This is a genomic window from Synechococcus sp. UW86 (assembly GCF_900474085.1).
Taxonomy (GTDB): domain Bacteria; phylum Cyanobacteriota; class Cyanobacteriia; order PCC-6307; family Cyanobiaceae; genus Parasynechococcus.
Map to the genome: position 1 here is coordinate 110,228 of NZ_UCNU01000017.1, position 23,055 is coordinate 133,282.

General features: G+C 59.0%; 32 protein-coding genes, 1 tRNA gene and 1 pseudogene. 20 read left to right on the forward strand and 14 right to left on the reverse strand.

The genetic code is table 11. The features are described from left to right. Window position 1: 1 nt before the first annotated feature. The 3 genes from DXY04_RS08915 to DXY04_RS08925 all read right to left on the reverse strand — a co-directional run bounded on the left by DXY04_RS08915 (window position 2) and on the right by DXY04_RS08925 (window position 3,425). Window positions 2–1,120: a phosphotransferase enzyme family protein gene (locus tag DXY04_RS08915; protein WP_115161791.1), complete on the reverse strand. Its 1,119-nt coding sequence runs from the start codon at window positions 1,118–1,120 to the stop codon at window positions 2–4. Between the two features lie 82 nt (window positions 1,121–1,202). After that, entirely contained in the window at window positions 1,203–2,717 is a 1,515-nt protein-coding gene (locus tag DXY04_RS08920; protein ID WP_115161792.1) for a hypothetical protein, read from the reverse strand. A gap of 144 nt (window positions 2,718–2,861) precedes the next feature. After that, on the reverse strand, window positions 2,862–3,425 hold the full coding sequence (locus tag DXY04_RS08925; RefSeq protein WP_115161793.1) for a glutathione S-transferase family protein: 564 nt from the start codon (window positions 3,423–3,425) through the stop codon (window positions 2,862–2,864). Window positions 3,426–3,633: 208 nt separating this feature from the next. On the opposite strand from DXY04_RS08925, the gene DXY04_RS08930 reads away from it, so the two are divergent. Then, window positions 3,634–4,122, forward strand: a complete 489-nt coding sequence (locus DXY04_RS08930; RefSeq protein ID WP_244278637.1) for a hypothetical protein — start codon at window positions 3,634–3,636, stop codon at window positions 4,120–4,122. Here the strand turns inward: DXY04_RS08930 and DXY04_RS08935 are convergent, their stop codons facing one another. Beyond that, the gene (locus DXY04_RS08935; RefSeq protein WP_115161794.1) at window positions 4,123–5,427 is read right to left on the reverse strand and encodes a Rieske 2Fe-2S domain-containing protein; all 1,305 of its coding nucleotides are present in this window, start codon (window positions 5,425–5,427) and stop codon (window positions 4,123–4,125) included. 180 nt (window positions 5,428–5,607) lie between these two features. Between DXY04_RS08935 and stpA the strand changes: the two genes are divergently transcribed. The 5 genes from stpA (at window position 5,608) to DXY04_RS08960 (ending at window position 8,813) form a co-directional block, all read left to right on the forward strand. After that, complete coding sequence (stpA, locus tag DXY04_RS08940) at window positions 5,608–6,816, forward strand: glucosylglycerol 3-phosphatase (RefSeq protein WP_115161795.1); 1,209 nt, start codon at window positions 5,608–5,610, stop codon at window positions 6,814–6,816. Between the two features lie 75 nt (window positions 6,817–6,891). Beyond that, window positions 6,892–7,845: an arsenosugar biosynthesis radical SAM (seleno)protein ArsS gene (gene arsS, locus DXY04_RS08945; protein ID WP_115161796.1), complete on the forward strand. Its 954-nt coding sequence runs from the start codon at window positions 6,892–6,894 to the stop codon at window positions 7,843–7,845. Window positions 7,846–7,872: 27 nt separating this feature from the next. Continuing rightward, window positions 7,873–8,109, forward strand: coding sequence for a DUF3721 domain-containing protein (locus tag DXY04_RS08950; protein ID WP_115132027.1), 237 nt, complete (start codon window positions 7,873–7,875; stop codon window positions 8,107–8,109). Between the two features lie 3 nt (window positions 8,110–8,112). Then, on the forward strand, window positions 8,113–8,508 hold the full coding sequence (locus DXY04_RS08955; protein WP_115161797.1) for a hypothetical protein: 396 nt from the start codon (window positions 8,113–8,115) through the stop codon (window positions 8,506–8,508). A gap of 104 nt (window positions 8,509–8,612) precedes the next feature. After that, entirely contained in the window at window positions 8,613–8,813 is a 201-nt protein-coding gene (locus DXY04_RS08960) for a hypothetical protein (protein ID WP_006850862.1), read from the forward strand. Between the two features lie 19 nt (window positions 8,814–8,832). Here DXY04_RS08960 and DXY04_RS08965 read toward each other — a convergent pair whose 3' ends face one another. Beyond that, window positions 8,833–9,288 carry a Fur family transcriptional regulator gene (locus DXY04_RS08965; RefSeq protein WP_006851655.1) on the reverse strand — a complete coding sequence of 152 codons (456 nt, stop codon included), beginning with the start codon at window positions 9,286–9,288 and terminating at the stop codon, window positions 8,833–8,835. A 146-nt stretch (window positions 9,289–9,434) separates the two neighbouring features. Here DXY04_RS08965 and DXY04_RS08970 point away from each other — a divergent pair, with 146 nt between their 5' ends. The 3 genes from DXY04_RS08970 to DXY04_RS08980 are packed head-to-tail and all read left to right on the forward strand — an operon-like array spanning window position 9,435 to window position 10,673. Beyond that, window positions 9,435–9,701, forward strand: a complete 267-nt coding sequence (locus DXY04_RS08970) for a DUF3764 family protein (RefSeq protein WP_114987863.1) — start codon at window positions 9,435–9,437, stop codon at window positions 9,699–9,701. After that, the gene (locus DXY04_RS08975) at window positions 9,701–9,934 is read left to right on the forward strand and encodes a TIGR02450 family Trp-rich protein (RefSeq protein ID WP_115161799.1); all 234 of its coding nucleotides are present in this window, start codon (window positions 9,701–9,703) and stop codon (window positions 9,932–9,934) included. Before DXY04_RS08970 ends, DXY04_RS08975 begins: the two co-directional genes overlap by 1 nt. After that, window positions 9,912–10,673: a metallophosphoesterase gene (locus DXY04_RS08980; protein ID WP_115161800.1), complete on the forward strand. Its 762-nt coding sequence runs from the start codon at window positions 9,912–9,914 to the stop codon at window positions 10,671–10,673. Before DXY04_RS08975 ends, DXY04_RS08980 begins: the two co-directional genes overlap by 23 nt. 2 nt (window positions 10,674–10,675) lie before the next feature. Here the strand turns inward: DXY04_RS08980 and DXY04_RS08985 are convergent, their stop codons facing one another. Beyond that, window positions 10,676–10,927 carry a hypothetical protein gene (locus DXY04_RS08985; RefSeq protein ID WP_115161801.1) on the reverse strand — a complete coding sequence of 84 codons (252 nt, stop codon included), beginning with the start codon at window positions 10,925–10,927 and terminating at the stop codon, window positions 10,676–10,678. Window positions 10,928–10,969: 42 nt separating this feature from the next. Continuing rightward, a complete protein-coding gene (locus DXY04_RS08990; RefSeq protein ID WP_115081914.1) occupies window positions 10,970–11,683 on the reverse strand; it encodes a putative 2OG-Fe(II) oxygenase in 714 nt (237 codons plus the stop codon). Between the two features lie 40 nt (window positions 11,684–11,723). Here DXY04_RS08990 and DXY04_RS12470 point away from each other — a divergent pair, with 40 nt between their 5' ends. From DXY04_RS12470 to DXY04_RS09005, 4 genes and pseudogenes are all read left to right on the forward strand, one after another. Next, a complete protein-coding gene (locus tag DXY04_RS12470; RefSeq protein ID WP_244278638.1) occupies window positions 11,724–12,047 on the forward strand; it encodes a hypothetical protein in 324 nt (107 codons plus the stop codon). After that, a complete protein-coding gene (locus DXY04_RS12475) occupies window positions 12,022–12,252 on the forward strand; it encodes a hypothetical protein (RefSeq protein ID WP_244278639.1) in 231 nt (76 codons plus the stop codon). The genes DXY04_RS12470 and DXY04_RS12475 overlap by 26 nt, the downstream gene beginning before the upstream one ends. A 406-nt stretch (window positions 12,253–12,658) precedes the next feature. Continuing rightward, the gene (locus tag DXY04_RS09000) at window positions 12,659–13,660 is read left to right on the forward strand and encodes a hypothetical protein (RefSeq protein WP_244278640.1); all 1,002 of its coding nucleotides are present in this window, start codon (window positions 12,659–12,661) and stop codon (window positions 13,658–13,660) included. Window positions 13,661–13,715: 55 nt separating this feature from the next. Next, window positions 13,716–14,051: pseudogene (locus DXY04_RS09005) on the forward strand (hypothetical protein). On the opposite strand, the gene DXY04_RS09010 reads toward DXY04_RS09005, so the two are convergent. From DXY04_RS09010 to DXY04_RS09020, 3 genes are read right to left on the reverse strand one after another with little or no spacing between them, the layout of a single operon-like run. Then, on the reverse strand, window positions 14,052–14,654 hold the full coding sequence (locus DXY04_RS09010) for a pyridoxamine 5'-phosphate oxidase family protein (RefSeq protein ID WP_115161803.1): 603 nt from the start codon (window positions 14,652–14,654) through the stop codon (window positions 14,052–14,054). It lies immediately after the preceding pseudogene. After that, window positions 14,651–15,568, reverse strand: coding sequence for a histone deacetylase (locus DXY04_RS09015; RefSeq protein ID WP_115161804.1), 918 nt, complete (start codon window positions 15,566–15,568; stop codon window positions 14,651–14,653). Before DXY04_RS09015 ends, DXY04_RS09010 begins: the two co-directional genes overlap by 4 nt. A gap of 40 nt (window positions 15,569–15,608) precedes the next feature. Next, entirely contained in the window at window positions 15,609–15,860 is a 252-nt protein-coding gene (locus DXY04_RS09020) for a hypothetical protein (RefSeq protein WP_115161805.1), read from the reverse strand. 227 nt (window positions 15,861–16,087) lie between these two features. On the opposite strand from DXY04_RS09020, the gene DXY04_RS12550 reads away from it, so the two are divergent. Then, window positions 16,088–16,213 carry a hypothetical protein gene (locus DXY04_RS12550; protein WP_006850800.1) on the forward strand — a complete coding sequence of 42 codons (126 nt, stop codon included), beginning with the start codon at window positions 16,088–16,090 and terminating at the stop codon, window positions 16,211–16,213. After that, window positions 16,210–16,608: a hypothetical protein gene (locus tag DXY04_RS09025; RefSeq protein ID WP_115161806.1), complete on the forward strand. Its 399-nt coding sequence runs from the start codon at window positions 16,210–16,212 to the stop codon at window positions 16,606–16,608. Before DXY04_RS12550 ends, DXY04_RS09025 begins: the two co-directional genes overlap by 4 nt. A 645-nt stretch (window positions 16,609–17,253) precedes the next feature. Here the strand turns inward: DXY04_RS09025 and DXY04_RS09030 are convergent. Then, complete coding sequence (locus tag DXY04_RS09030) at window positions 17,254–17,451, reverse strand: chlorophyll a/b-binding protein (protein ID WP_115010181.1); 198 nt, start codon at window positions 17,449–17,451, stop codon at window positions 17,254–17,256. A 144-nt stretch (window positions 17,452–17,595) separates the two neighbouring features. On the opposite strand from DXY04_RS09030, the gene DXY04_RS11825 reads away from it, so the two are divergent. After that, window positions 17,596–17,826 (forward strand): hypothetical protein, encoded by a 231-nt coding sequence (locus DXY04_RS11825; protein ID WP_115010180.1) that lies wholly within the window; start codon window positions 17,596–17,598, stop codon window positions 17,824–17,826. 614 nt (window positions 17,827–18,440) lie between these two features. Here the strand turns inward: DXY04_RS11825 and DXY04_RS09035 are convergent. Then, window positions 18,441–19,370 (reverse strand): pectate lyase, encoded by a 930-nt coding sequence (locus DXY04_RS09035; protein WP_136975383.1) that lies wholly within the window; start codon window positions 19,368–19,370, stop codon window positions 18,441–18,443. Window positions 19,371–19,855: 485 nt separating this feature from the next. On the opposite strand from DXY04_RS09035, the gene DXY04_RS12160 reads away from it, so the two are divergent. Continuing rightward, on the forward strand, window positions 19,856–20,116 hold the full coding sequence (locus DXY04_RS12160; RefSeq protein WP_170951382.1) for a hypothetical protein: 261 nt from the start codon (window positions 19,856–19,858) through the stop codon (window positions 20,114–20,116). Between the two features lie 1,049 nt (window positions 20,117–21,165). Next, window positions 21,166–21,381, forward strand: a complete 216-nt coding sequence (locus DXY04_RS09055) for a hypothetical protein (protein WP_114987852.1) — start codon at window positions 21,166–21,168, stop codon at window positions 21,379–21,381. 124 nt (window positions 21,382–21,505) lie between these two features. Here the strand turns inward: DXY04_RS09055 and DXY04_RS09060 are convergent, their stop codons facing one another. Continuing rightward, on the reverse strand, window positions 21,506–21,667 hold the full coding sequence (locus DXY04_RS09060; RefSeq protein WP_244272388.1) for a hypothetical protein: 162 nt from the start codon (window positions 21,665–21,667) through the stop codon (window positions 21,506–21,508). A gap of 95 nt (window positions 21,668–21,762) precedes the next feature. Here DXY04_RS09060 and DXY04_RS09065 point away from each other — a divergent pair, with 95 nt between their 5' ends. Together DXY04_RS09065 and DXY04_RS12165 are read left to right on the forward strand one after the other, a co-directional pair. Then, window positions 21,763–21,996 (forward strand): hypothetical protein, encoded by a 234-nt coding sequence (locus tag DXY04_RS09065; protein WP_244278641.1) that lies wholly within the window; start codon window positions 21,763–21,765, stop codon window positions 21,994–21,996. Between the two features lie 73 nt (window positions 21,997–22,069). Next, entirely contained in the window at window positions 22,070–22,231 is a 162-nt protein-coding gene (locus DXY04_RS12165) for a hypothetical protein (RefSeq protein WP_170951383.1), read from the forward strand. Between the two features lie 747 nt (window positions 22,232–22,978). Here DXY04_RS12165 and DXY04_RS09075 read toward each other — a convergent pair. Next, window positions 22,979–23,052: transfer RNA gene (locus DXY04_RS09075), tRNA-Pro, on the reverse strand. Window positions 23,053–23,055 lie beyond the last annotated feature (3 nt).

Sequence of the window (23,055 nt, forward strand, 5' to 3'; positions counted from 1 at the left end):
CTCAGAGGCTTGGACTTGGCTGCTGCTTCAGCCGCGCAACCAGTTGCTCCAGGACGTTGAACTGCTTTTCCACCGCTTCGGTGAGACGGAACTGCACCAGGGCCCGTTGCAGGTTGTGCCCAGGTCGATCGCAGCGGAAATACACATTGCCCTCCAAATGATCCGTGAGAAAGCGCAGGCCAAGTTCGAGGGGGATCAGGCGGATGCAGTGGGGCAGATAGTGCAGGTCCCAGTCACTCAGGAACCCACCAGCAACGGAGAGGTAGCCCATGAGGATCGCCTCACAGAGCTCCATGTCGAAGCTCACATCGTCGAGGCAGAGGGTTTCCTCACCGGCTGGATTGCAGCAGGAGCGCACACAGTCACCGATGTCGTAGTGAACAAGCCCCGGTTTGACGGTGTCCAGATCGATCAGACCGATCGCCTGGCCGCTGGCTTCATCGATCATCATGTTGTTGATCTTGGGGTCCCCATGGATGGGGCGGTGATGGAGTTCACCGCGGCTGAGCGCTGCTTCCAGCACATCGACGCCCTGACGACGGGCCTCGATGAACGCGCAGGCGTCACGTTCGGCAGGCTTAAGGCGGTCTGTGGCTTTGGCGACCGCATCGAAGTGTTGGAGGTAGGCCGGCGTGACGTGGAAATTCTCGAGGGTGTCCGCCAGTTGATTGATGGGCAGATCGCTGATCAGGTGGTGGAACATTCCCAGCCCGTAGCCCACTTCCTGGGCATGGGCACTGTCCCGGATGACATCGCTGGTGGTCGCTGCGCCGATGTACGTGATCGAGCGCCAGAACTCTCCGTTCTGTTCGATCCAGGGGGAGGCCTCTCGCCGACAGGGAACCACCCTGGGCACTTCCCAGCGCCGCCCCTTCAATTGTGGGGGTGGAGAGGCAAGACGGCGTTCCATGTGGTCGCCCAGGGCCTGCAGGTTCTGCATCACCAGGTCAGGCCGATCGAACACGTTTGTGTTCAGGCGTTGCATGACGAAGGCACCGTCCTGTCCCTCGTGGGTCACAAGGAACGTTTCGTTGACGTTGCCCGAACCAAGGGAACGGATGGCTTTGATCCCCTCGCGAGGATGGAAGCGATCGGCGATGGCTTCCAGGGCCTCGGTCATGAACGGTCGCATGGGTCTCACATGGCACCTTGCCGTTCTTCCGGTGCCTTGCCCCGTTCAGGTGTGCAGAACCACAGCCGACTCAGGCATCGAGCTGGCTTTCGATCACATCCATGAGCTCCAGATAGGCCGGTACCCCGGTCTCACCGTTCTCGTCCAGGGCCATCTTGCTGCCCATGGCCTGATTGGCGTTGTCGGCAATCACGGCATTCACCACCAGCTCGAGGGCTTTGGGAACGTCGAGGTTCTGAAGTGCCTCGGCGTAGCGACGGCTGTGGCTGGGCCGCACGGATTCCTGGCAGTAACTGGAGAGTTCACGGCTTTCCGTCATCACCCGGTAGGCGGTCTCCTTCACGCCTGCCCGCCCGTAAATCGCCATGTACAGCAGGTTCACCATTGAGGCGTCGTTGGCTGGGATGGCGTACTTGCGGGCGATCTGAGGCCAGTACCGCAGGGATTTGAGCCCCTCCAGTCCACCCTTGCGCAGGCCTGCGGCTTCACACCACTGCTCCAATTCCTCCATGGAATGGGGGCAGCGGCCTTGAGCGCGCATCGCCTCGGCCATCACTTGCCCGGCCTGGAAGTTGCGGGTGGGGCTTCCGGACACCGGCAGCATCATGCTGCCGCGCACATCGGCCACCATCGCCGTGAGTTGGCTGAAGGTGTGGTCCCGCACCCGCTCAAAGTCGCCATCGCGCACCAGGGTGGATTCAATCCTGGGGACGGCGTAGCCCAGTTCCGTGAGCGGAAAGGGCTGCCGGTGGTACAGCCGTTGACGGTCGGGGCGTGCCATCGACACGGTGGCCGCCTGGTCCAGGCACTGGTTCAGCAGCAGGGTCAGCAGCGTTGGCAACACCCCGGGGTTGTCCTGATGGAAGCCGTAGCCGAAACCGGCGAACACCGAAGCCATGTTTTTGGCGGCCTTGATGAACTGCCCCTCCACGTTGTGAACACCGGCGGAGACCTGGATGTTCGGGGACAGTTGATCCATCAGTTGAGCCCCCAACATGGCCGTCAGGGCATTGGGATGGCAGAAATTGGCGGTGAAGCTGTCGAAGGGGTTGCGCAGAGCCCCATGGCGATGGAAGCCGGAGAAGAAGGCGAGCTCGGGTTGTTGTTCGCACAGCACATAGGCGCTGTTGCTGATCGGGTCATGGCTGAAGGATCCCGCCAGGCAGGCCAGCACCACCTGCTCCCGATGGAGCTCCTTGCGCAGGCGGCAGGCTTCCTGGAGGTCTTCTTCGATGTGATTGCTGTTGGCGCTGAGCACCACAAGCTCGCAGCGCTGGATCAGATCGCTCAGGGTGTTGGCAACCAGCTCACCTCCGATGCGCTGGCCGCCCATGTTGAGCACGGTTTCCACGTGCTCATCGTCCATCGTTGCAATCGTCTCCTGGAGGAAGGCTCCTAGGAGGTCCCGGCCGGGGCGAGGGGCCAGCACCAGACGCCCTTTGGCGTTCTGCATGGCGCAGTTGTAGGCCAGCGAAGCTGGATAAAGCCCGACGCTGTAGAACCCCACCTTGCCGGTCGAGAGCTCCTGTACGCGCCGACGGATTGCGCCGGCGTCGAGGCTCTGATCGAAGAAGGAATTGCGCATGCCGGCAAGACTAAGCAGTGTTCCAGATAGGACTGCTCACAGCAGACAGACGCCAGTCCCTTGGGTGATGCGGAGTTGGAAGCATCGAGCAGGGCGGGAAATTAAATGAAAGAAAGACGTGAAATTCAACGGCAATTGAATGATTCAAAGCCCCATGATTGTTCTGTAATTCGGGTTGGATCGTGTTCGCTCATTGAGAGCCTGAATTTCGGGATAAGCGGAGAGGTCTTCGTTGGGATAGAAAATGGGGAGATAGCCGAGGTATGCATTGACTGCACAGTCTGCTGCGGTCCAGCAATCCCCCACCAGAAACTGTTTCTTGGCGTAGATGTCATTCAGAGTTGCCATCAGCCTGGGGAACTCCCGCTCTTTATTGGAGGGAACGAACAAAGCAATTGCCAGTGTGGAGTTGGCGAAAAGAATCCACTGGCTGATCGAGGCTCGTGTTGCGGCGTCATGGACTTCGTTGGCGTAATTCTCAGACAAATACTGAAGAATGGCGCCCGACTCAAACAGCACCAAACCATTGCTGGCGTCTTTAAGGGCAGGCAGTTTGCCGAAAGGATTGACCTCCAGATAGCTCGCTGCAAGATTTTGACGAGCTGCCAGGTCAATGTTGACGTATTCGTAAGAAATTCCTTTTTCTGCTAAGTACCATTTCGGCATTGAAACACGGGTCTTCGGGCCGCCGTAGAGATAAAGCGTCATCGCTGACTATTAACTTTCTCTATGCTATCCATTGGAATGAACCAGTGACGTTGCGTGGTGCAAGCTCTGGTGGGGTTTGATGTCAATGTTGCTCGCAATTTGGATGCCTTGTTGGATGCATTGATGGGGATCCCGTTGTGGTGGACATGTGACATGTCAATCTTTTGCTTCGGCGTGCACGCAAAAACATCTGGTCGATAGCGGCCTGATGGGGCTGGTCGGTCGTCATCCCGGGCAGGACCGGGTCAAACACGCTGTAATGCGCTCAAACCATTGCCCAGAGCGTGATCTGCTGATGGCGTATCGCTGGCCTGCAGCGGTTGTGTTGTCCAGCCTGGTTCTGGCGGTCACGGCCGCCAAGCTTTTGAGTCGGCCCATCACCATCGCGATTAAGGGCGGATTGCAGGTCGACAAGTTGGTGCTTCCGCCCAGTGTCACCATCCGCTCCGATACCCCTTTGCCGGTCGTGGTGCAGGAGCAGGTCACCATTGGTGGCGCTGCGCCCCTCGCGATCGAAGGCCCGGTGACCATCAGCGGAAATGCCCCTCTGGCGGTTGAAGGAGCTGTGTCCGTCACAGCTGAAGACCCGCTTGCGGTACGCGCAGACGTGTCTGTCGACAACAAAGTCACCATCGGCGGCAAGGTCGACATCCAGGGCAAGGTGAAGCCGACCTTGCTTCCTGTTCCGGGGCTCTGATCAGCGGTTGCGGGGGGCCGCGCCGCTGCCAATGGTCAGCCCCTGCTCCCAGCGGTTGAGTTGTCGCAGTGCCAGGGCCGACAGTGCGGCAGTGACCAAGCCGGTGCTGCTCCAGCCGCTGCCCTGCTGGATGCCCACAAGCACGGCGGATCCCCAGAGCAGGGCCCAAGCCCAGGGGCGTGCCGCACGAATCCGCTTCAGCGCCGACGAGCAGCTGCGGCAATGGATGGTGTGGCTGTTGTATCGATCCATCAGCGCCGTGGTGCTTTGCCGTGGAGGTAGGGGTTGTCCTGCAAAGGGCTCGCCGCCGTTGGCGTTCAACCAGCGATGCAGAGCCGCCACGTAGACGTCTGCTGTTGTGGGCATGAAAAAACTGCGTTCCACGGCGGGGCTGCCGCCGGCTCTCTCCAGCACCCGCTCCTGCCAGTGCAGGAACACCTGATCGTCTTCCAGCACCTTGTGATTGCCGATGTGTTGCAACCAGCGGGGCCTTAATCCGATCAGCAGCCGGGGGACGGCGGATTGGAACTGGAAGGGGAAGCGGGCAAAGAGGCGGCACTCGCCGCGGCGAATCGGAACGGCGTAGACCACCGTGAGAATTCGCCCGAAGCCCTTGGCGGTGAGGTCATGCCACATCAGCTGCGGGGCATGAAAGGTGGTGGATTGGGCGCCGAGTTTGCCCCGACGCGGCCCCTCCTCCCAGTGGGCCGTGAAGCCGCTGGCGTCTTCCCCCGTGATGGAAGCTTCCACCGGCGCGGCGTTCTCCCGTTTGCCGACGGTCTTGTGGTGGGTGAAGGGAACGTGGCTCACATCCAGCACGTTCTCCAGCAGGGTCACGGCATCCATCGGCAGATCCCGGAAGGTGTCCTGCACCGTCCAGCTGTCGGGGTTCTCCTCCAGGGCTGGCACCAGGGGGAGCTGACTGGGGTCTGCGGCATCGGGGGCCCCCATCCACACGAACAGCAGCCCCTGCCCCGTGGCTGTGGGAAGGCTGGCGCAGCGGGATCGACGGTTGTTGGGCTGGGTGTTCTCGAGAGCCTGCGGCACGCGCTGGCACTGGCCGCCGCCGTCGAAACTCCAGCCGTGATAAGGGCATTCAAGTAGCCCTTCCTCGTTGATCCGCCCTTCACTGAGGGGCACCAAACGATGGGGGCAGACATCCGGGAAGACCCGCCAGCTCGATGCGGCGCGATCCCACCAGATCACCAGATCCCGTTCCAGCAGTGTGAACCGGCTCGGCTGATTGGGGTCGAGGTCCTGCACATAACTGATCGGCCACCACTGTTCTGTCCAGGTGGGGTGCATGGCAGGAGCATCAAGGCCGTCATGTTCGCTGGCCGGATGGCTTGGCTGTGGTGTTTCGCTTGTTATCCGTGCTTCTGACTGCCTTCCCCCACTGGACTTCTTACGGGTTTGGCACTAATCAGTTGCGCGATGAAAGTGCACCGCTGTTCCGTCGGCTGCAGCGACCTCCCCAGAACCTCCATGCCCCGTTTGACGCCCGACCAGTTGCTGCAGGAACTCACTGGTGCTGAGGATCTGCTGATCGTGCAGGACCTGGACGGCGTCTGCATGCAACTGGTGAAGGATCCACTGACGCGGCGCATGGACCCGTTCTATGTGGATGCGGTCGCCGCTCTGGATGGTCAATTCGCTGTGTTGACCAACGGTGAGCATGAAGGGCGGCGCGGGGTGAACCGCCTCGTGGAGCAGGCCCTGGGAAATTCCGATCTCCCTAGACATGAGGGCCGTTATCTGCCAGGCCTGGCGGCTGGAGGGGTGCAGCTGCAGGATCGCTTTGGCGACTTGAGCCACCCCGGGGTCTCGCCGGCGGAAATGGCGTTCCTCGCTGCAGCCCCCACCCGAATGGAAGATCTATTGATGGAGCGATTGCCCGGCCTGCTGCCGCAGCTGGGTGTGGATGATCTGGCCGAGGTGGCCAAAGCCGCGGTGTTGGACACCCAGGTGTCACCCACCATCAATCTCAACGGGATTTTTGAACTTGTCCCCGCTGATGTCAGCACTCAGCAGGCCCTGCAGACGATGCTCTCGGAGCTGATGCATCAGTTGCTTGCTGAGGCTGCAGGCCAGGGCCTGGAGGAATCGTTTTTCCTGCATGTGGCTCCCAACCTGGGCCGTGATGCGGAAGGTCAGGAACGGATCAAGACCGCTGCTGCAGGTGATGTGGGAACCACCGACATTCAATTCATGCTCACCGGCTCCATCAAGGAGGCCGGCCTTCTGGTGCTGCTCAATCAGCACATCCAGCGCCGTTGGGGTGAATCTCCCTTGGGTGAGACGTTCAATGTGCGAACGGCTCCCCACGATCCCGAAGCGCTGTTGGCGTTGGTGCAGCAGAGCATCCCCGCGGAACGGATGCCGTTGCTGGTGGGTGTGGGAGACACGGTCACATCCACGGCATCGGCTGATGGCACGGGCTGGTTACGGGGTGGGAGTGATCGCGGTTTCCTCAACCTGCTGCAGGACCTCGGTGCCTGGTGCGGTCGATCCAATCGCGTTGTCCTTGTTGACAGCAGCCATGGAGAGGTGGATCGCCCCAGCCATGCCGATGGGACTTTGCGAGGCATCACCGATCCGGAGGATCCCCTGCGGATTGACACGCTCATGCCCGATGGCCCGGAGCAGTACATCGCCTGGTTCCGTCAGCTTTCTGAGCGTCGCCGGGTGGGTTGATCAGCTGCGCAGCAGCGGGAGCATCCGTTTCTTTCGCCAGGACATGTTCTGTCTGGAAGAATCAGCCTCATCCGCGTGGAGCCGGTGGCTGTTGTTGAGACCGTTTTCCCGCCCCTGAAGCGCGGACAGCTCACAACGTTGCAGGTCAATCTCGGCTACCGCTGCAACCAGAGTTGTGCCCACTGCCATGTCAATGCAGGGCCCACCCGCACCGAGATGATGAGTGCGGATCTGCTGGCGTTGATTCCGCAGATCCTTGAACGGCATTCCATTTCCTGCCTCGATCTCACGGGGGGAGCACCGGAGTTGCACCCGGGCTTTCGCGCGTTGGTGCGCCAGGCACGCTCACGCGGTGCCACCGTGATTGACCGCTGCAATCTCACGATCCTCAGCGAACCCGGCCAGGACGATCTGGCTGAATTCCTGGCGGAGCAGGGCGTTTGTATCACCGCCTCCCTGCCCTGTTACAGCGCCGAGAACGTTGACCAACAGAGGGGCGATGGCGTGTTTGAGCGCAGCATCAGCGGACTGCGCCAGCTCAATGCCCTGGGCTATGGAACGGGTGATCCAAACCGGCAGTTGGATCTCGTCTACAACCCGCTGGGTCCGGTGCTGCCTCCTCCTCAGCAAGCCTTGGAGGCGGATTACAAGAAGGTGTTGGGCGGGTTGGGAATCCGTTTCGATCGTCTGCTCACGTTGGCGAACATGCCCATCCAACGTTTCGCCAAGCAACTGGAACGCAGTGGCGATCTGCAGCGTTATCAGACCCTTCTTGAGGATGCGCACAACCCGGACAATCTGGGGGCTGTGATGTGCCGTCAGCTGATCAGTGTGGATTGGCAGGGCCATCTCTACGACTGTGATTTCAATCAGCAGCTCGGCCTGCCCTGCCCCGGTGAGGTGCGTCACCTTCGTGATCTGATCCAGCTTGAGGCCGTTCCGCTGGATCAGCCCATCCACACAGCCCCGCATTGTTTTGGCTGCACCGCTGGCGCCGGCTCAAGTTGTGGCGGGGCGCTTCAGGGCTGATCAGCGCGTTATGGGCATAGTGGGTGGATGTGCGAAGAGGCCATCCCGTTGCAACGCATCTGTTTTGCTGTCGCCGCGTTGATTCTCACGGCAACAACGGCCATGGCCGGATCCCACGGCAAGCCCAAGCAGGCAATGTTCAAAACGCAGGCTGAAGCCGAGGCGGCGGCCCCAGGTTTTGGCTGTACGGGGGCTCACCAGATGGGCGAGATGTGGATGGTCTGCGACAAGCACGGTGATGCGGATCACCAGGGAGCCCACTGATCAATGACTGAAGGCGGGCATTGCGGCAGCAAGCCGAAGCGGATCGCGATCGGCGTGGCTCCCCTCGGCACCATCTCCATCGGCATCGTGCCGATGGGGGTGATCTGCATCGGTGTGGTGCCGATGGGTGTGGTTTCGATTGGTGTGGTCGCGATGGGCGTGATCAATGCCGCCATCGTCGGGATGGGATTGGTGGCGGTTGGTGTGAACACCATGGGGGTGATCACCGCTGGCCCGATGAGCATGGGCTTGATTCAGATCCGCTCCACCACCAATCCCCGCTATCTGGCTTATCCCAGTCGCGAAGAGGCGGAGGAACAGGCGCGCCAATTCGGTTGTGAGGGTGTGCATCGCATGGGCGATCGTTACTGGATGCCCTGCAACGAGCATCCTCACTAAGCAGCCCGCGCGTCTGCTTCACAAAAGCTTCGGAAGACTTCTGTTGCTCACGCCTTTTCATAGGCTGTGCTGCTGGCTTCAGTGTGCGAAACAGGGCGCATCTGATGTCACCATCGTCGCCACGCCAACGTCTTCAAACCCTGCTCAGTGCCCGATGGTTGGAGATGGGTGAAGTGTCATTGATGCATCACCGCCAGGTTCAGATCTTGCTGAACACCTTGAGACGGGAAAAGGAACTGGTGTCCGTTCAGCTGATCGAGCTTCTGGTGGCTGATCTCTACGACAAGGAATTTCGCGCCGAATGAATGAATCAGGTGTTGCGATCTATCCCTGACATTTGGGGCAAATCGCACGCACGTTCAGGCTCGACTCAATCAACTGAAAACCAACATGGGCAGCGGCGGCAGCTCCTGCTGCCAGCACGGGTTCACTTTCGAATTCCTCGGTGCGGCCGCAGCGGATGCACACCACATGGTGATGTTGGCGGTGATCGTCAACGGCAAGCTCAAAGCGTCGACCCCCTTCGCTGAGCTCCAGTTCCTGGAGCAGACCCATATCGGCCAGCAGGCGCAGGGTGCGATACACCGTTGCCAGAGACACCTTCATCTCAAGGGCCGCCAGCTGCTGGTGCACCTCTTCGGCACTGAGGTGGCAGCCGGACCCACAGCGCTCGAACAGCTCAAGAACCCGTTTGCGCTGCGGCGTCAGACGGCGACCGTCCTGATGCAGCCCCTGCTGCAGGGTGATGTCCGTTGCGGCAGGCGCGGAGGACGATGTCACAGCTTCTCCTCGCTCATTCTCAAGAGTAGGCCTTAATGAGAGTGATGTCTCGCCCTCAGGATCAGGCCCTTCGTCGGATCCCAACGGTCGCTGATGAGGACGATGAACGTTGGTGATAGCGTCCGCCGACGCTGTTGTTCTGGTCGATGGAAACCCACGTCCTCACCTTCACCATCACCAAGTCATTTGCCGAATGGGTCGCCACCTATGACGCATCCCTGCCGCTTCAGAAAATCGCTGGCATCACCTCGCTCTACCGAGGTGTCAGCAAGGACGATCCCAGCAAGGTCTGCGCGGTGATGCAAGCCGCTCCCGGGGTGATGGAGCAATTCATCGCCGACAACACCGACATGATCGCGGCTTCGGGGCACGTGATTGAGAGCACCGTGAGTCAGGTCTTCGTCGCCAGCTGATGGCCTGGCGTCCTGCCCGGGCCTGGACCAGCCAGCGTCCGGTTGCCGGTTACCGCCATTTCGAGCTGATCACGCAAGGCGGGCGTGGTCCGCTGCGATGGGTTGAGTTGGCGGCTGTGCTGGCTCCGTCGCATCGCGAGCGGGTGTTCTGGAGTGAGCTCAAGGATCCAACCCTCTGGAGCAGCGGCTGGCAGTCCATTCCGGAGAGCGATGAGGATTCTTCAACTCAGTGATCCACACCTGGTGGCCGCTGATCAGGGGCTGGTGCGCGGTTGGCCGGCCCTGGCTCACTTCGAGCGAGCTCTCCAGCTTGGTGGGGCCTTGAACCCCGTTCTGGTGCTGGTGACGGGGGACCTTTGCCAGGACGAAAGCTGGGGGGGATATGTCCGGCTTCGGCGGGCCCTGAGCCAACACGTGCGCTGCTCGGTGGCTCTTCTGCCCGGTAACCACGATCACCCGCTGCTGCTCGATGCGGTGCTGGGGAGACGCTGGACGACGGCACCAGCTGATCTGTTGGTGCAAGGCATGAGAGTGCTGCTGCTGAGCAGCCATCGGGTGGGTTCAGCCGCCGGTGCCCTTGGCTCGCTTCAACTCCAGTGGCTGGCCCAGCGCCTGCGGTGCTCGGAGCGCCGTGATCTGCCTCTGGTGGTCGCCCTGCACCATCCACCGGTCGCCATCGGGGATGCCTGCATGGATGCGATCAGGCTCGTCGATCAGGCAGATTTTGAGGAGCTGTTGCGTCCCCATCGGGCCCTGCGGGCGGTGCTGTTTGGACACATCCATCAGCATTGGCAGGGGGCCTGGGCCACGCGGCCAGACGTGCTGCTGCTCGGATGCCCATCCACGCTCTGCAGTTTCAAAGCGGTGCAGCCCTGCCCCCTGGATCGCGCCGATGATCCGGGGGGCAGGCTGCTCGATCTGACGCCAGATGGAGCCGTTCAGCACCGGGTGCTGCGCTGGAGCAGCAACTGAATTCAGCCCATTCCCTTCTGCGACTCGCGGAAGGCCTTGAGTTTGTCGATGTCCTTCTCTTCGTCGATGGAGTAGTCCGTCAGGATCAAGGCCTTCCCGATGGTCCCGAGGGCGTATTCGATCCGGTCGAGGTCGCGGCGTCCGTCGTCATCCAGTCGTGCTGCACGAATCACCTCAGGGCGCAGCTGGTCGGCCAGCTGCTCCAGCGACGCTGCAATCGCTTTGGCCTGCTGGAGCGGCGCGGAGTCACCCATGAATCCTGAACAGATGCAATCGGACGACTCTGACAGTTCTCCTCAGAATCCTTTGGCCGTGGGTCGCTGACTCGAGAGCGAGACGTTGCCCAGGGGTTGTTGCTGGGGGGCGGGCTGCTGCATCGCTGTGGGCGGAACACCGGGGGCCGCCACCACATTGAATGCCAGCGACCAGCGTTCCCCGTCCCCGCGGAAGGGCATCACCGAATGGGGTTGCCAGGCCGGGAACACATAGAACTCACCGGGCACAGGCAGCACGTAGTGCGCCATGCCGGTGCGGAACGACTGAATGTGCCAGTCTTCCGGGCCGTGGAAGCAGAGTTGGCCATCAAAACTGTTGGCGGTGATCTGCGGTGGCACTTTCAGAAAGATCACTCCGGAGAAGCTGCCGCCATGGGTGTGGGTGGGGTTGTAGTCACCGGCGGTCTGGCAATTGAGCCAGAGATCAATCATCTGCAGGCGGTAGCGACCGGGAACCCAGGGGCCGCGACCCTGGGGAGGCTGACGGTCCATCACATGGCGGATCCAGCGATCACAGGCCGGCAGCAGGTGGTTGTTGCTGAGCTCCTGCACACCGGGTTGATCAGGCCTCAATTCGCGCTGCTGACGCAGTTGACCCGCCAGCTTCGCTGATGCATCGGGGCTGGACTCGGGATGGGCGAGCACGCTTTCGCTCAGCGCAGTCAGCTGTTGGAGCAGAGGATCCGGAAGGGTGCCCCGAAGGATGGAGCGGGGAAACAGATCGAGAACGTCCACCAAGGCTTGGTCTGCTGCAGGCCATCGTGGCAGCCCCAAAGTGGGTGCACCGTTCATGACGATCCTGATGCTGCGCCACGCCCTTCTGGTGCCTGTGCTGCTGGGGAGCTGCGTCGCTGCAACGGCCGTTGATCTCCCTGGGCAACAGGGGCCTACAACAGCGCTGCTGCAGGGCGGCCCACTGCAGCTCAGCACCCGTCGTACGGCCGAGCTGTTCCCGGACGGCAACCGCATCTGGAAGGTTGAACTGCATCGCGGCCCGCGTCTGCTGGCCAGCTGGCCAGCAGACAGTGGTGTGGCCCGGCGCCAGAGTGCTGATCGCCGCTGGAGCCCCGGCAATGCAGCCCCCTTTGCCCGCTGGTGAGTACAGCCTGGGGCGTCCGGAACCATGGGGGAATGATTTCTGGTTTGATCTGACCCCTCGCTTCGACACCACCCGAAGTGCATTGGGCATCCACCGCTGTTACCCCGGCACGGGTTGCATCTGCATTCCCGAGCGGTCTGATATCGATGCGCTCGCCAGTTGGGTCAAGGCCACTGGGATTCGCAGCCTGAAGGTGGTGAACTGATGCGACAGCCTTGACGTGCAGCTGTCCCAAATTCGGTCTCGAACGGAATTTGTGAATGTCGAAAAATCGTCGCCGACTGTCCTGCAATCTCGTTCTTTTCGGCTCATGATGCGTGAGCCAAGCCGCTAAGGGGCTTGGAAGCCGGGCCGAGCGATGCCCGACGGGAACTGCGATTTGGCTTCGGCTTTGGCTGAGGTCAAATCCGTTCGTTCTTAAGACATTTGGGTGTGTATCCCTAAATACCGATCCGTCCGTCAACGTACGTTCGTGGTCGAATCGCTCCGGTGGTGCATCACCGTCGACCACACAACATTCCTTGATCACGACACGTTTGAGTGCCCTGGAGCACCGACGTTCCTCCTAGAGCTCCATACAAGGAAGGCAAACCATCGGCTTGATCGGATTCATGGACGTCAGCATCTGGATGCTCGTCGGATTTCTGCTGGCGGCCTATTCCGTGGTAGCGAACGATTCGCTCCAGACCCTCGGCACTTATCTCTCCTCCAACCGGAAACGCACGCCGAAGCTCGTGCAGATGCTGTTCATTTGCACGGTCACCTGTGGAGTGCTGCTGTTGGGCTGGTTCCTCAACAACGGTGATCCCACCTGGGGGCGCCTCAGTGTGCCTGGCAAGGAGTTTCCTTGGCCCGAGCCGTTCACCTGGGTCTACGTGATTCCACCGCTCGCTGTTGTGGCCTTGACCCAGTGGGGAGCACCGGTGAGCACCTCATTTCTGGTGTTGTCATCGTTTATGCCAGCCAACATCGGCACGCTGCTCAGCAGCTCGCTGACGGGGTATGGCCTCGCCTTCGGCGTGGGTCTGACGGCCTATGGCCTGGGGCTGTGGTCGCTGGAGCGCTGGGTGTTCTGTCGTTCCAAGGACGGCAAAGACCCCAGCAAGGTTTGGTACGGCCTGCAGTGGTTCTCCACCGGCTTTCTCTGGTGCATGTGGCTGGTGCAGGACCTGGCCAACATTTTTGTGTTCCTGCCGCGCCAGTTGGACCTCGTCCCGATGCTCATCTGCACGCTGGTGCTCTGCGTGGGCCTCTGTGTTCTGGTGGCCACCGGTGGAGGGCCGATCCAGGCCGTGCTCCGCACCAAGACCAACAGCTCCGATTTGCGTTCGGCCACGCTGATTGATTTGTTGTTCGGTCTTTGCCTGCTCTACAAGGCCTTCCTCTCCAGCTTCCCCCTCAGCACCACTTGGGTGTTTCTGGGGCTGATCGGCGGCCGTGAGTTGGCCTTGCGGATCAAGCAACACACATCAGATCTGCCGTTCACCAACCGGGAGGGGGGAAGTCTGGCCAAGGTCATCGGCACGGATCTCTGGAAAGCCGCCGTTGGCGTTGTGGTGAGTGTGGTGATCGCCATCAGCATCCAGCCCCTCGCTCAGCTCACCGCAGGCTGATCCCTGTGGCCAGCGCCTTGATCCATGGCTAGGTCAGAGAGGGATGAGCCTCTCCATGGCCCGTTGTGTTGTCTTGTCGCTGTTGCTGCCCTGGTTGGTGGGCGGGTCTGCCTTGGCCAGACCTGAGCCGCAGCTCAGCGCCAGGCAAACCATCCTCGAGGCGAATCGCCACCTGATTGCCGATGGCTGGCGTCCCGCGCCGGAAAAAAAGCCAACGCCTCAGGAACGGCGCTAGGCCTCTGTTGCGCTCGAGAGCCTTTCGGCCTGTTCCGGCACGGGCGTTGGCTTCTGCCGCTTTGATTACCGCCGAGACCTGCAGCGGCTGTCGGTGGTGACGGTGCCCAGTGAACCGGGCCGTCCGTCGGTTGGTCGCGTTGAGCGCTGGTGGTGATTAGGGGTTCAGCGGTTGCTCTTGCCAGAGCGTGTCCGCGTTCCAACGCGTGCGTTGATGGGGATGGGGGCCGAGGTTGAGCCGCTCAACGCTGATCACCTGCAGCCTCAGCACCACAAAATGCTCAGGTAGCGGTGAAGTTTCAGCCAGTTGATCGGGGAAGGCCGCGGTGGAGTCCAGTGGATCCGCTGGGGTGGGCCAGCCCCAGACGGCTCGTCCTGTGTCGGAGAGCTTTTGCCAGCGCTGCTGGCAGAGCTCAGGTTGTTCTGTGGCTGTGATCAACGTCACCTTTCCCCGCAGGCGGTACTGCTGGCGAGCTTTGGGGAACAACCAGCACAGTTCAGCGGCTCCGTCGTTGACGAGTTCCGTCACCTTCTCGCTGCGCTGATCGCTGAACAGTTCGAGCTGGTCTTCACCGGCCCAGCCGCGGAACACGAGGGTTCGCACCCGGGGTGCGCCATCGCGTCCTGTTGTGGCCAGTTGTACCCAGCGGGCGGCAACGGAGCGTCCCTCCCGCTGCATGGCCGCGCGCAGCAGAGGTCTCCAAGGGGGGATGGCCCCAGTGATGGGCTCAGTGATGGCCCCAGAGATTCCCTCAGTCATGGAAGGTTGAACAAGCGAGCCTGCTCGGCAGCAGCACGCACCACGATGGCGTGGCGCTGCACCAGGGGAGCGAGGGCGTCGTAGCCGCCGCCGATCACCGTTGCGGTAGGAATCCTGCGGCGCAGACAGGCATCGAGCACGAGGCGATCGCGCATGTTTAATCCCTCATCGCTGAGGGCGAGGCGGCCGAGCCGATCATCGCGATGGGGGTCGACGCCCGCGTTGTAGAGCACCAAGTCCGGGGCGATGCTGTCCAAGGCATCGGGCAACCGGTCGGCAATGGCAGCGAGATAGTCGTCGTCGTTGGTGCCGTCGGCGAGGGGGATGTCGATATCCCCGTCCACTTTGCGCAAGGGGAAATTGCTGGCGGCGTGCACCGAGAGGGTGGTCACCCTGGGGTCGTCTTGAAAGCAGGCCGCTGAACCATCCCCTTGGTGCACATCGAGATCCACGATCAGAATTCGCCGCACTTCCCCTGTTCCCAGCAACACCCGAGCGGCGACAGCACAGTCGTTGAAGATGCAGAAGCCACTCCCGAAGCCGGGGTGGGCGTGGTGGGTGCCGCCCGCCAGATGAGAGGCCAAGCCCCGCTGGAGAGCCAGTCGTGCCGTCAACAGGGTGCCGCCCACGGCAAGCCAGGTGCGCTGCACCAAAGGTCGCGTGGCCGGAAGCCCGATGCGACGTTGCTCCGGTCGGGTCAGGTCATCACGGCTGAAGGCTTCGTGATATTTGCGGGGATGGACGCTCTCCAGATCTTTGCGGGCGATGCTCAAGGGCCGATGCACCTCGTCGGCCTGAACGACTCCCTGCTCCAGCAGGAGTTGATACAGCAGCCGGAATTTCGCCATCGGAAAGCGATGGGTGCTCGGCAGCGGCGCGGAGTAATGCGGGTGGTAAACGACCGGAAGCGGCAAGGGGTTGTCTCACCCGGGATGGCTCAGCCCCATTCAAGGGTCAGGCAGGCTGTTGGTGCAGCAACCAGTCGTTGAAGCCACTGGTGTTCAGTTCGCTGATGCAGCTCTGCAGTTTTCGCAGATGGCTCTGCTTGATCTGGGTGAGTCGCTGTCCTTCCTGGGTTGTTGGCCCAACGCGGATGCGCTGCTGATTGAGCAGGTCCATCTCGCGGTCGAGATGTTCCATCAGGTTAAGCAGGGCGTAGCCCTGCTTGATCTCCTGCGCGCTGAGCTGCTTAGCGAAGTGACCCATAGGGCAGCCCTTAAGGATTGCTTAATCATCCCATGATGAGGCGCGCTGGACTTGCTAAGGACCCTTGGTCCGTTTGTGCTGGGTGTCTCGTTCCCCGAATGAAGTGTCTTGGCATCGGCCATGTGAAGGATGGCCAGGTTGTGGTGAGGGCGTGTCCAGGTGTGACTGGCGTTTTCGCTGCTGCTTCGGCCCGGACTGGTTAAGGTCCGCAGAAATGGGGACATGACATGGGTGACTACACGACAGCGATCTGGGTCACCATTGGCCTGACGGTCGCCCTCACCGTTCCTGTCGTTTGGCAATTTCTGCAGCCCAACGATGATGATTTTGGTGATCTCACCCGCAGAAAGTGAGCCAACACGATGCGGTCACCATCCGTTGCAGGCAGTTGACGGGTAAAACAGCTCTCGAGGACATGGTTCTCGGGGTTGACGAACGTGCTGTCCGTGATGGGATCAATGTGCTTTCGTCCGACGATTTTGATGCCTGTCTGGCCATCGTGGTCTGTCGCATCGGGCCCAATTTCTATGCGCACCTCTCGCAGGTGGCTGGGAATTACAAGGGTGACGCCAGTGGCATCTGGGACCGCAGTCGCGGTTCCGGTGCTCCCAAAGGGACGGCCTATGAGATCAAACCTCTCACGCGCATTCATCGTGTTCCCGAGGCGTTGATCGGTCCCGACTCCCCCGAGGGCATTGCTGTGTCCCATCGGGTTGCCGTCATGCACTACTTGCTCGATATGGGATAGGCGAAGAGATCCGTTGCAGAGGTTTCAAGCCATCTCCGTCTTCCCTGATTGATCTGGTAACGGCTTCTGGAGAGATCCGGATGGTGTGGCAGCAGATCGCCCATGATCGATCTGCGCCCTGCAGTTTTTCTCGGCAGCTCCACAGATCAACAGGACGGCCACCGTTCTGTTGATGGAAAGGAGTTACGCCATCCAGCCCATGAATCAACGACCTATCAAGGGCGGCACAGCCATCCCGCGTTGGCTTGATGGGCGTTGGAGTGGATGGACACACTCCAGTTCATGAGTAAGAGGGTTTATTTCTTCGTCTGCTGCAGGCTTGAGGTGCCTGTCAGTTCTTGGGGCGGTGGAAGGGGGCTGCGGACGACTCGAGCTTGGCGTGGGCCTTGTCTGCCTTCCTCAAGATCTTCTGAGCTTCATCGCGGGTCAGGCACTCTTCAGCAGCGAGCTGGAGGGACTCGAGGCGTGAATGGGCAGTACTTGTCTTCATCTCTTCATAACCGATTCATAACCTTTTATCGCAAAACGCCTGCAATATCAAGCGTTTCAACCCAAAAAATGGAATATGTCAGAGCTTGGCGACGGCCAATGGGGTGAGGAGCGCGTGATTTCAATGGCACGTTCTGCCCCATTGGCCTGATCGATTCAGTTGCAGCCGAACACGCCAAAGGTGATCTGGCTCACGATCCCGTGCCCCGTCAGGGCTTCCGTCAGCACGCCCACCACGAAGCCGATCATGGCGGCGCGGCCATTGAGGAGCTCTGCCCGTTCGAAACGCTCGCTGCGGATTTGAGCTGCTGCGGCGCTTTGGAACCAGTCGTCGTTGGGAGTTGAAGAAGCCATTGCTCGTAGTCAAGTTGCGAAATATTAAGCCCATTGTAACGGTTTGTAAATGGGTGGTGCTTGGGCTCCCTAAGAAGCATCACCAATTGCTGCCAAGCAGCTCGGTCCGTAGCCAGACCGGATGTAGGTGCAACCGCTCCAGTCATGTCAACGTCGCGAAACCGAGCCCACAGCCGCTTCTCCTCCCGTCGAATCGACCAGGAGCTGCAGGGAGCTCAAGACGCTTTGATTGCTTTTGAGGGGTATGGCTCCAATGGGCCAATGCTGCATGCCTCGGCATTGCAGCGGCCTGCTGGTCGGCGCTCAGGCACCTGGGTCGACAAGCTTGTCGAGCCGATTCATCAACTCCTGGCTGCGTTCAGCCGCCGGAATTGAATGAACGGGTGGTGCGAACACCGCGTTGTTGATTCCTTCGTTGTTGGGATCCAACGGCCAGGTGGTGAAGTTCCTCTGGATTCAATGGACGCACTGCAGACATCAGTGCGTCATCAGTCCAATAGTCGGGACTATCGAGAACTCCCAGCCGCAATGGGCAGGATGGGCCAGAAATCATGGCTTCTCCTTTAAGGATGTCTTCAGCATGAAGCATCACAGTTCCGAGGGGTTTGGACCTCCTTCTCCAGATTTAGTGTCTCCTCAAAGCGGGCTCCCTTGCACTGGATGCAGTGCTGCTGTTGCGTTATCTGGCCACTTCACGCATGTTCACCAGAGTCTTAAGTGAGTGTTGACGTCCACTACATCTGGTGTTTGGTGGGTATTATTTTTTCATCGCATCAAAGATTGGTGCAGATCGCCGGGTGATGGGGATTGCCTTGGCTATTGAGCCGCTCCGGGGATGGAGCGGTTTTTTTGTCTGCACCAGTCGATTTATACCCTTGGTGCCCTGTGGATCAAGTCCGCTGAGGCTGGATCAGGTCAGCTATGCATCTGCACCTGAGCCCCTTGCTTGGAGAGTGGCAAGGCGGAGGCCGGGCGCATTGAGCAGTTGTTCAGTGGCTTGGTTGCGGTTGAGCGTTGCCAAGAAGGATGTAGGTTCTCAATAAGTTCAGACCAGCAGCGAGATAGAGGAGAAATTCGGCCCACTCCTGATCGATATTGATCACAAGCTCCGTTCCCGACTCTGTCGCCACGAAGTAAGACAGAAATGCCGCGCAGAAGAAGAGGGGCCAGAAGTATCGCGGAATGAAAAAGTTGCTGTTGGGAATCCGACCGTCATCAAGGATCGTTGTGCGCATCCTTCGAATTGAAGGCCGCCACAGCACTAACACCAAAAGCACGACCGAAACCAGGAAAAGATTGAGGTCGAGGTAATTCTGGAAGAATTCAAGGTTGTGGAGCGTTGTCTGGTTTTGGGCGTTGACTGCAGCGATGTCCTCAGGTGTTTTCCAGCCGAACAGGATTTGCCCCCAGGCAATCTCTTCCAGGCCAACCAGCAGCATCACGAAAGCAATGATCGCGTAAACCACTGAATGCAGGCGCATGGACAAGCGCTGGCGGAAATCTTTGGAGATGAGCCACCCGATCCAAGCGGATGTAAAAAGAATCAGGGCTTGTGAATACTCGAGAATTCCTCCTTCGCCAAGCAGGCGTTTGTAGCGATAAATGTCCTGAAAAGAAAGTTTCACTAAAACAACGCAGCCGATGAGGAATGATGCAAGGGTGAGCATGAAAAAAGCTCGTCTTGCGTGTGCTGAAGGATTGTTTTCCGACAGCAGTGTTGTTATGAATGCTGAGTTGCGAAAAATTCGTCCTGCCGCGACCAAGATCAAGCCAGCTGTACCAAGTTGCAACTCAGGCAAAGGCGAAGCATCAAGCCAAAAAGCGCTGATGAATTTATAAAGAGAGACCCCGAGAACAGCGATTCCAAACCACACAAGGGCCTGGCCGCAGATCCGCTGCACCGTTTTCTGTCTGGTCAAGCTCTCGGATCGCGTCTTCTTGGGGACGGATCAGCCTCGAAGTCTTGCGTTAGGGGGCGATTCACGAAGCAGCCTTCTCATTAAGAGGAGGTTATGACGCGATCGCGTAGATTTGTGCCAGGGGAATCAGGATTCTTATCCGGTCACGTGTGCATCTCGGAATAACGCAGTGGTCGAACCAGTGAGATCGATCTTGGGGGATGGGACCTCAACCAGCCAATCTGGCTTGCCGAATCGATTCAAAATCGATACCCATCACTTTGGTTAGAACGAGGTAGCCGCCCCAAGCGACAACGTTGAGGCCAAGGGCCCAGAGATAAAGCGTGCGTCTGGCTCGGGTTGAGTCATCGCTCATCGGTTATTTCCGGTTCAACAGGCACCAGGCACCATAAAGGGCAAGGCCAAGCAGGATCCAGGGAAAGATTGCGCGCAGCAGTGTTAATCCAATCAGGACGACCACAAGTGTGATCGTAGATCGCTGCACCATGGCTTTGCTGCTGTCAGTCATGAACTGCCAGCGGGGAATCAAGGCCATTACAACAACGATGCTGAACAGCGTTCTAGGAGACTTGGACGCAAATTGCCAACCTTTCTCTCAGGCTGGTCAATTCGCCATTCAATGCTTTGGGTGGATGCCTGTTAAGCCGCTGTTTTTGGTTCTGATGAATCAGCTTGTGGCTTCAGCAATCGTATTCGAGATGAGATTTCTGCTCACGCTTGCCAAAATCGGCCTCTTTCATCTGTGATTCGTCATAAGCCCAGTCGCTGTAAATCCTTGATTCTGAAAAGCTCTTTTTAAGACGAAGTGCAGTGATGCGTTGGCCAAGTAGTTCGAATGACCACTTTGCTGCTGACAGAACCTTGCCCATGACACCTCTTTGCAACGCTACCCATGTGATAGCCCATGGATATCAATTGAACATTGGTGCATATGCTCATTGAGGCTCGGTTTGATTCAAGCCTCCTCGACGGAATCATCGGCGTTTTGTTTGATGCCCTGTTGGCATCGACTTGATTCACAGTTCCGGCACTCCTGTTGATCCAAGCCAAAGAAATTCAGAGGTTTGATGTCACCGCAGCGGATGCACTGACGTCCCTCTGCTGGGGGGGGCTTCAAAGGCCATGGTGGTCACTCCTTGGTGTTGATCGGCGTTGGTTTGATCCGTTCTGACAACGCCTGGGGCGACCATAGGCGCCTCTGTTGATGGCACTGGGGGCAGTCCCCTCTCAGGCTCGAGTGCATGTGACCACAGTGCGCACAACAAATCAGTGCCATGGCTGTTGTTGCTGATGCACCACGCTGATTGTTCAGATCGCATCAGGCATCGGTGTTTGTCCCTAGTTCGATCCCAAGGTTTGGCGGTTCTCAGGATTGATCAAAGATCTTTTGCAGGGCAGTTCGCTCGTTTTGAAGCGAATTCGCCCTCATGGGGTTGCCCAGTGGCCTTGGCTGCCGGGGTCGATTCAAAAAGACCTTGCTGAGCCACCAGAGCTGAAGCCCGACAAACGCCAGGGCGAGTAGTGCCAGTTCAGTTGCCCCCTGCATCAGTAGTGCTTGCCGCGATTGTCGATCGCATCTGTTTTAAAGCACTCCAACTCTTCGGGTGTATGCAATGGGGGTTTCTCCCGTTGGCCAGTCCATCGCCGAAGCAGCTGAAGCAATCGTTTCATCGCTTGAATGTTGGTTCATCAAAGCCATGTGCCATCAGGCTATGCCAATCCTGATTTCATTCGGCATCAAATTGGTTGTTGTCATTGCCTCTAAGCTTGTCCGCAGCAGAACAATCTGTTTCTCGTGACCTTTAAAGAGCTTGTGGCCAGTTTCAACAAACAAGGCACGAGCTGGGATGAGCTTTGTCTTGAAATCAGGTGTGAGAGCTGTTTTGCATCAGTTTTTGATGAAGTGAACGAGCAAATGGGCTCTTCAAGTGATGTACTTGCTCGGCTTGCCGATGAATTTCCCAATCACTACAAGAGTTATGCCAAGGAGAGGGGCCTGGTTCAGCCTTGATCAAGAGGTGTGAGAGAGGCAGTAGGTCGTGACACCACCCACCAAATCAAGCAACCACGCCCGAAGAGGTCTCCCTCTCACCTTCAAACCCTAGTTGTTGCTCGGGCCTCCGTCAGCCTCGGGTTCACCGAGAGGCAGCCAAGTTCGCTTTCGCTGCCTTCAGGGCTTCCTCGCAGGCCGCTCGGTCTTCGCTGTCGATGTCACCCTGACTGCCGTTCAAGCGTGCCTCCAGGAAGGCGATCTCATCAATCCAGTAGGCCCTGTCTTTGCCTTGTTGTTCAGTCACGCGTTTGGAAAGGTGCCAGTCCATCGCACCCTTCGTAGAGTAACGCTGCCCAGGCGGCTGCCACCACTGTCTGGTTTGTTCATGGCTTTGGGCTTGTGCGCTTAGAGGACGCAGACTGGGTGGATCTGAAGAAGGAGCGCATCGCCATCGACGAGACGTCTCCAGTTACCCCCATGACCGCGCTGGTCATCGATGCCGATGGGCATCTGACGTACATGGGTGAAGACGGATGCCGCCGGCAGATTGTTGGTGATCCAGAGCTCTTGGCGCGTTTGCAAGAGTTGCAAGGGAAGGACTGCACTGATGGCGATGGCGATTGGCAGTTGTAGTTGGTCTCGCCAGATCTCCCAAGATCAGCCGAAGATTTCTTCTTTCTTCGGAGCTGAATGAGTCTTTTGACCGATGGGCTGTTTTGTTCGCTTTCCTTATGACGAGCAAAGCCATCTTGAAGTCATGGACACAATGTTTTTCGTTGGCGTGAATGTGGGGCTTCTGATCCTGCTGATTTTTGGTCTTGTATCTGCCAAAGCCAAGATCAAGGCTGGCCGTAAAGAGATCATCTGAGCCACCAACGGAGCCGCTTTCATTGCTGGTAGGGGCAAGAAAAAACTCCGGCGCGTGACGGCACCAGGAATCTCTTCATCACGAAGATCAAAGTCCTGTCGATTCGTTCAGGGCTTTTCTTCGGTGGTCGTCAGAGCTGCCAGTGCTCTTTCGATTTGTTCAATCTCCTCTTTTTGGCGTATGCCATCGCCCTTGTATGGGGGGAAGAAGCGGGTTGTCGTTCAGAGTCCTAAACCCAATCATCTGAATACTTTGTCTTGGTGGCGCTCAGTTCACGGATGTCTTCTGTGAGGTGCTGTGCTGCCCACATGCCTCTGACGACTTGGCAGACACCTTCCTGGTCGCAAACCCTGTAGTACTCGAAGCCCTCTGGAGCGGTGGTGAGTCTGGTCTTTGTTCCTTTCATGTTCTTGATCTCCGCTGATCCAACAAATAGACAACAAGATGAGTCCCGACTAGGCGAATTGAGACAAAGAGTTCAGCCTGTTACAAATCCTTGGATGGCTTAACAGGCGCAATTTCAATTCAGGCCCTTGGCGCGATGTGGGTGGCCAGGTCAGCGTTGAGTCAGTTGATATGGCCGTTGTCCACCTCTGCGACTTGGACGAGGGTGGGGACCTTGGGATTTCTGGCGCCACCGCGCAGTGAGAAGCCCGTTCAAGCAGCTTGCTTGAGCAGGGAGAGCAATAAAAAACCGCCCCTTGCGGGACGGTTTAAACACCAGCTGGGGACTGGTTTTTGATCGCATCGGGGAGACAGGATTCGAACCTGCGGCATCTTGCTCCCAAAGCAAGCGCGCTACCAAACTGCGCCACTCCCCGGCG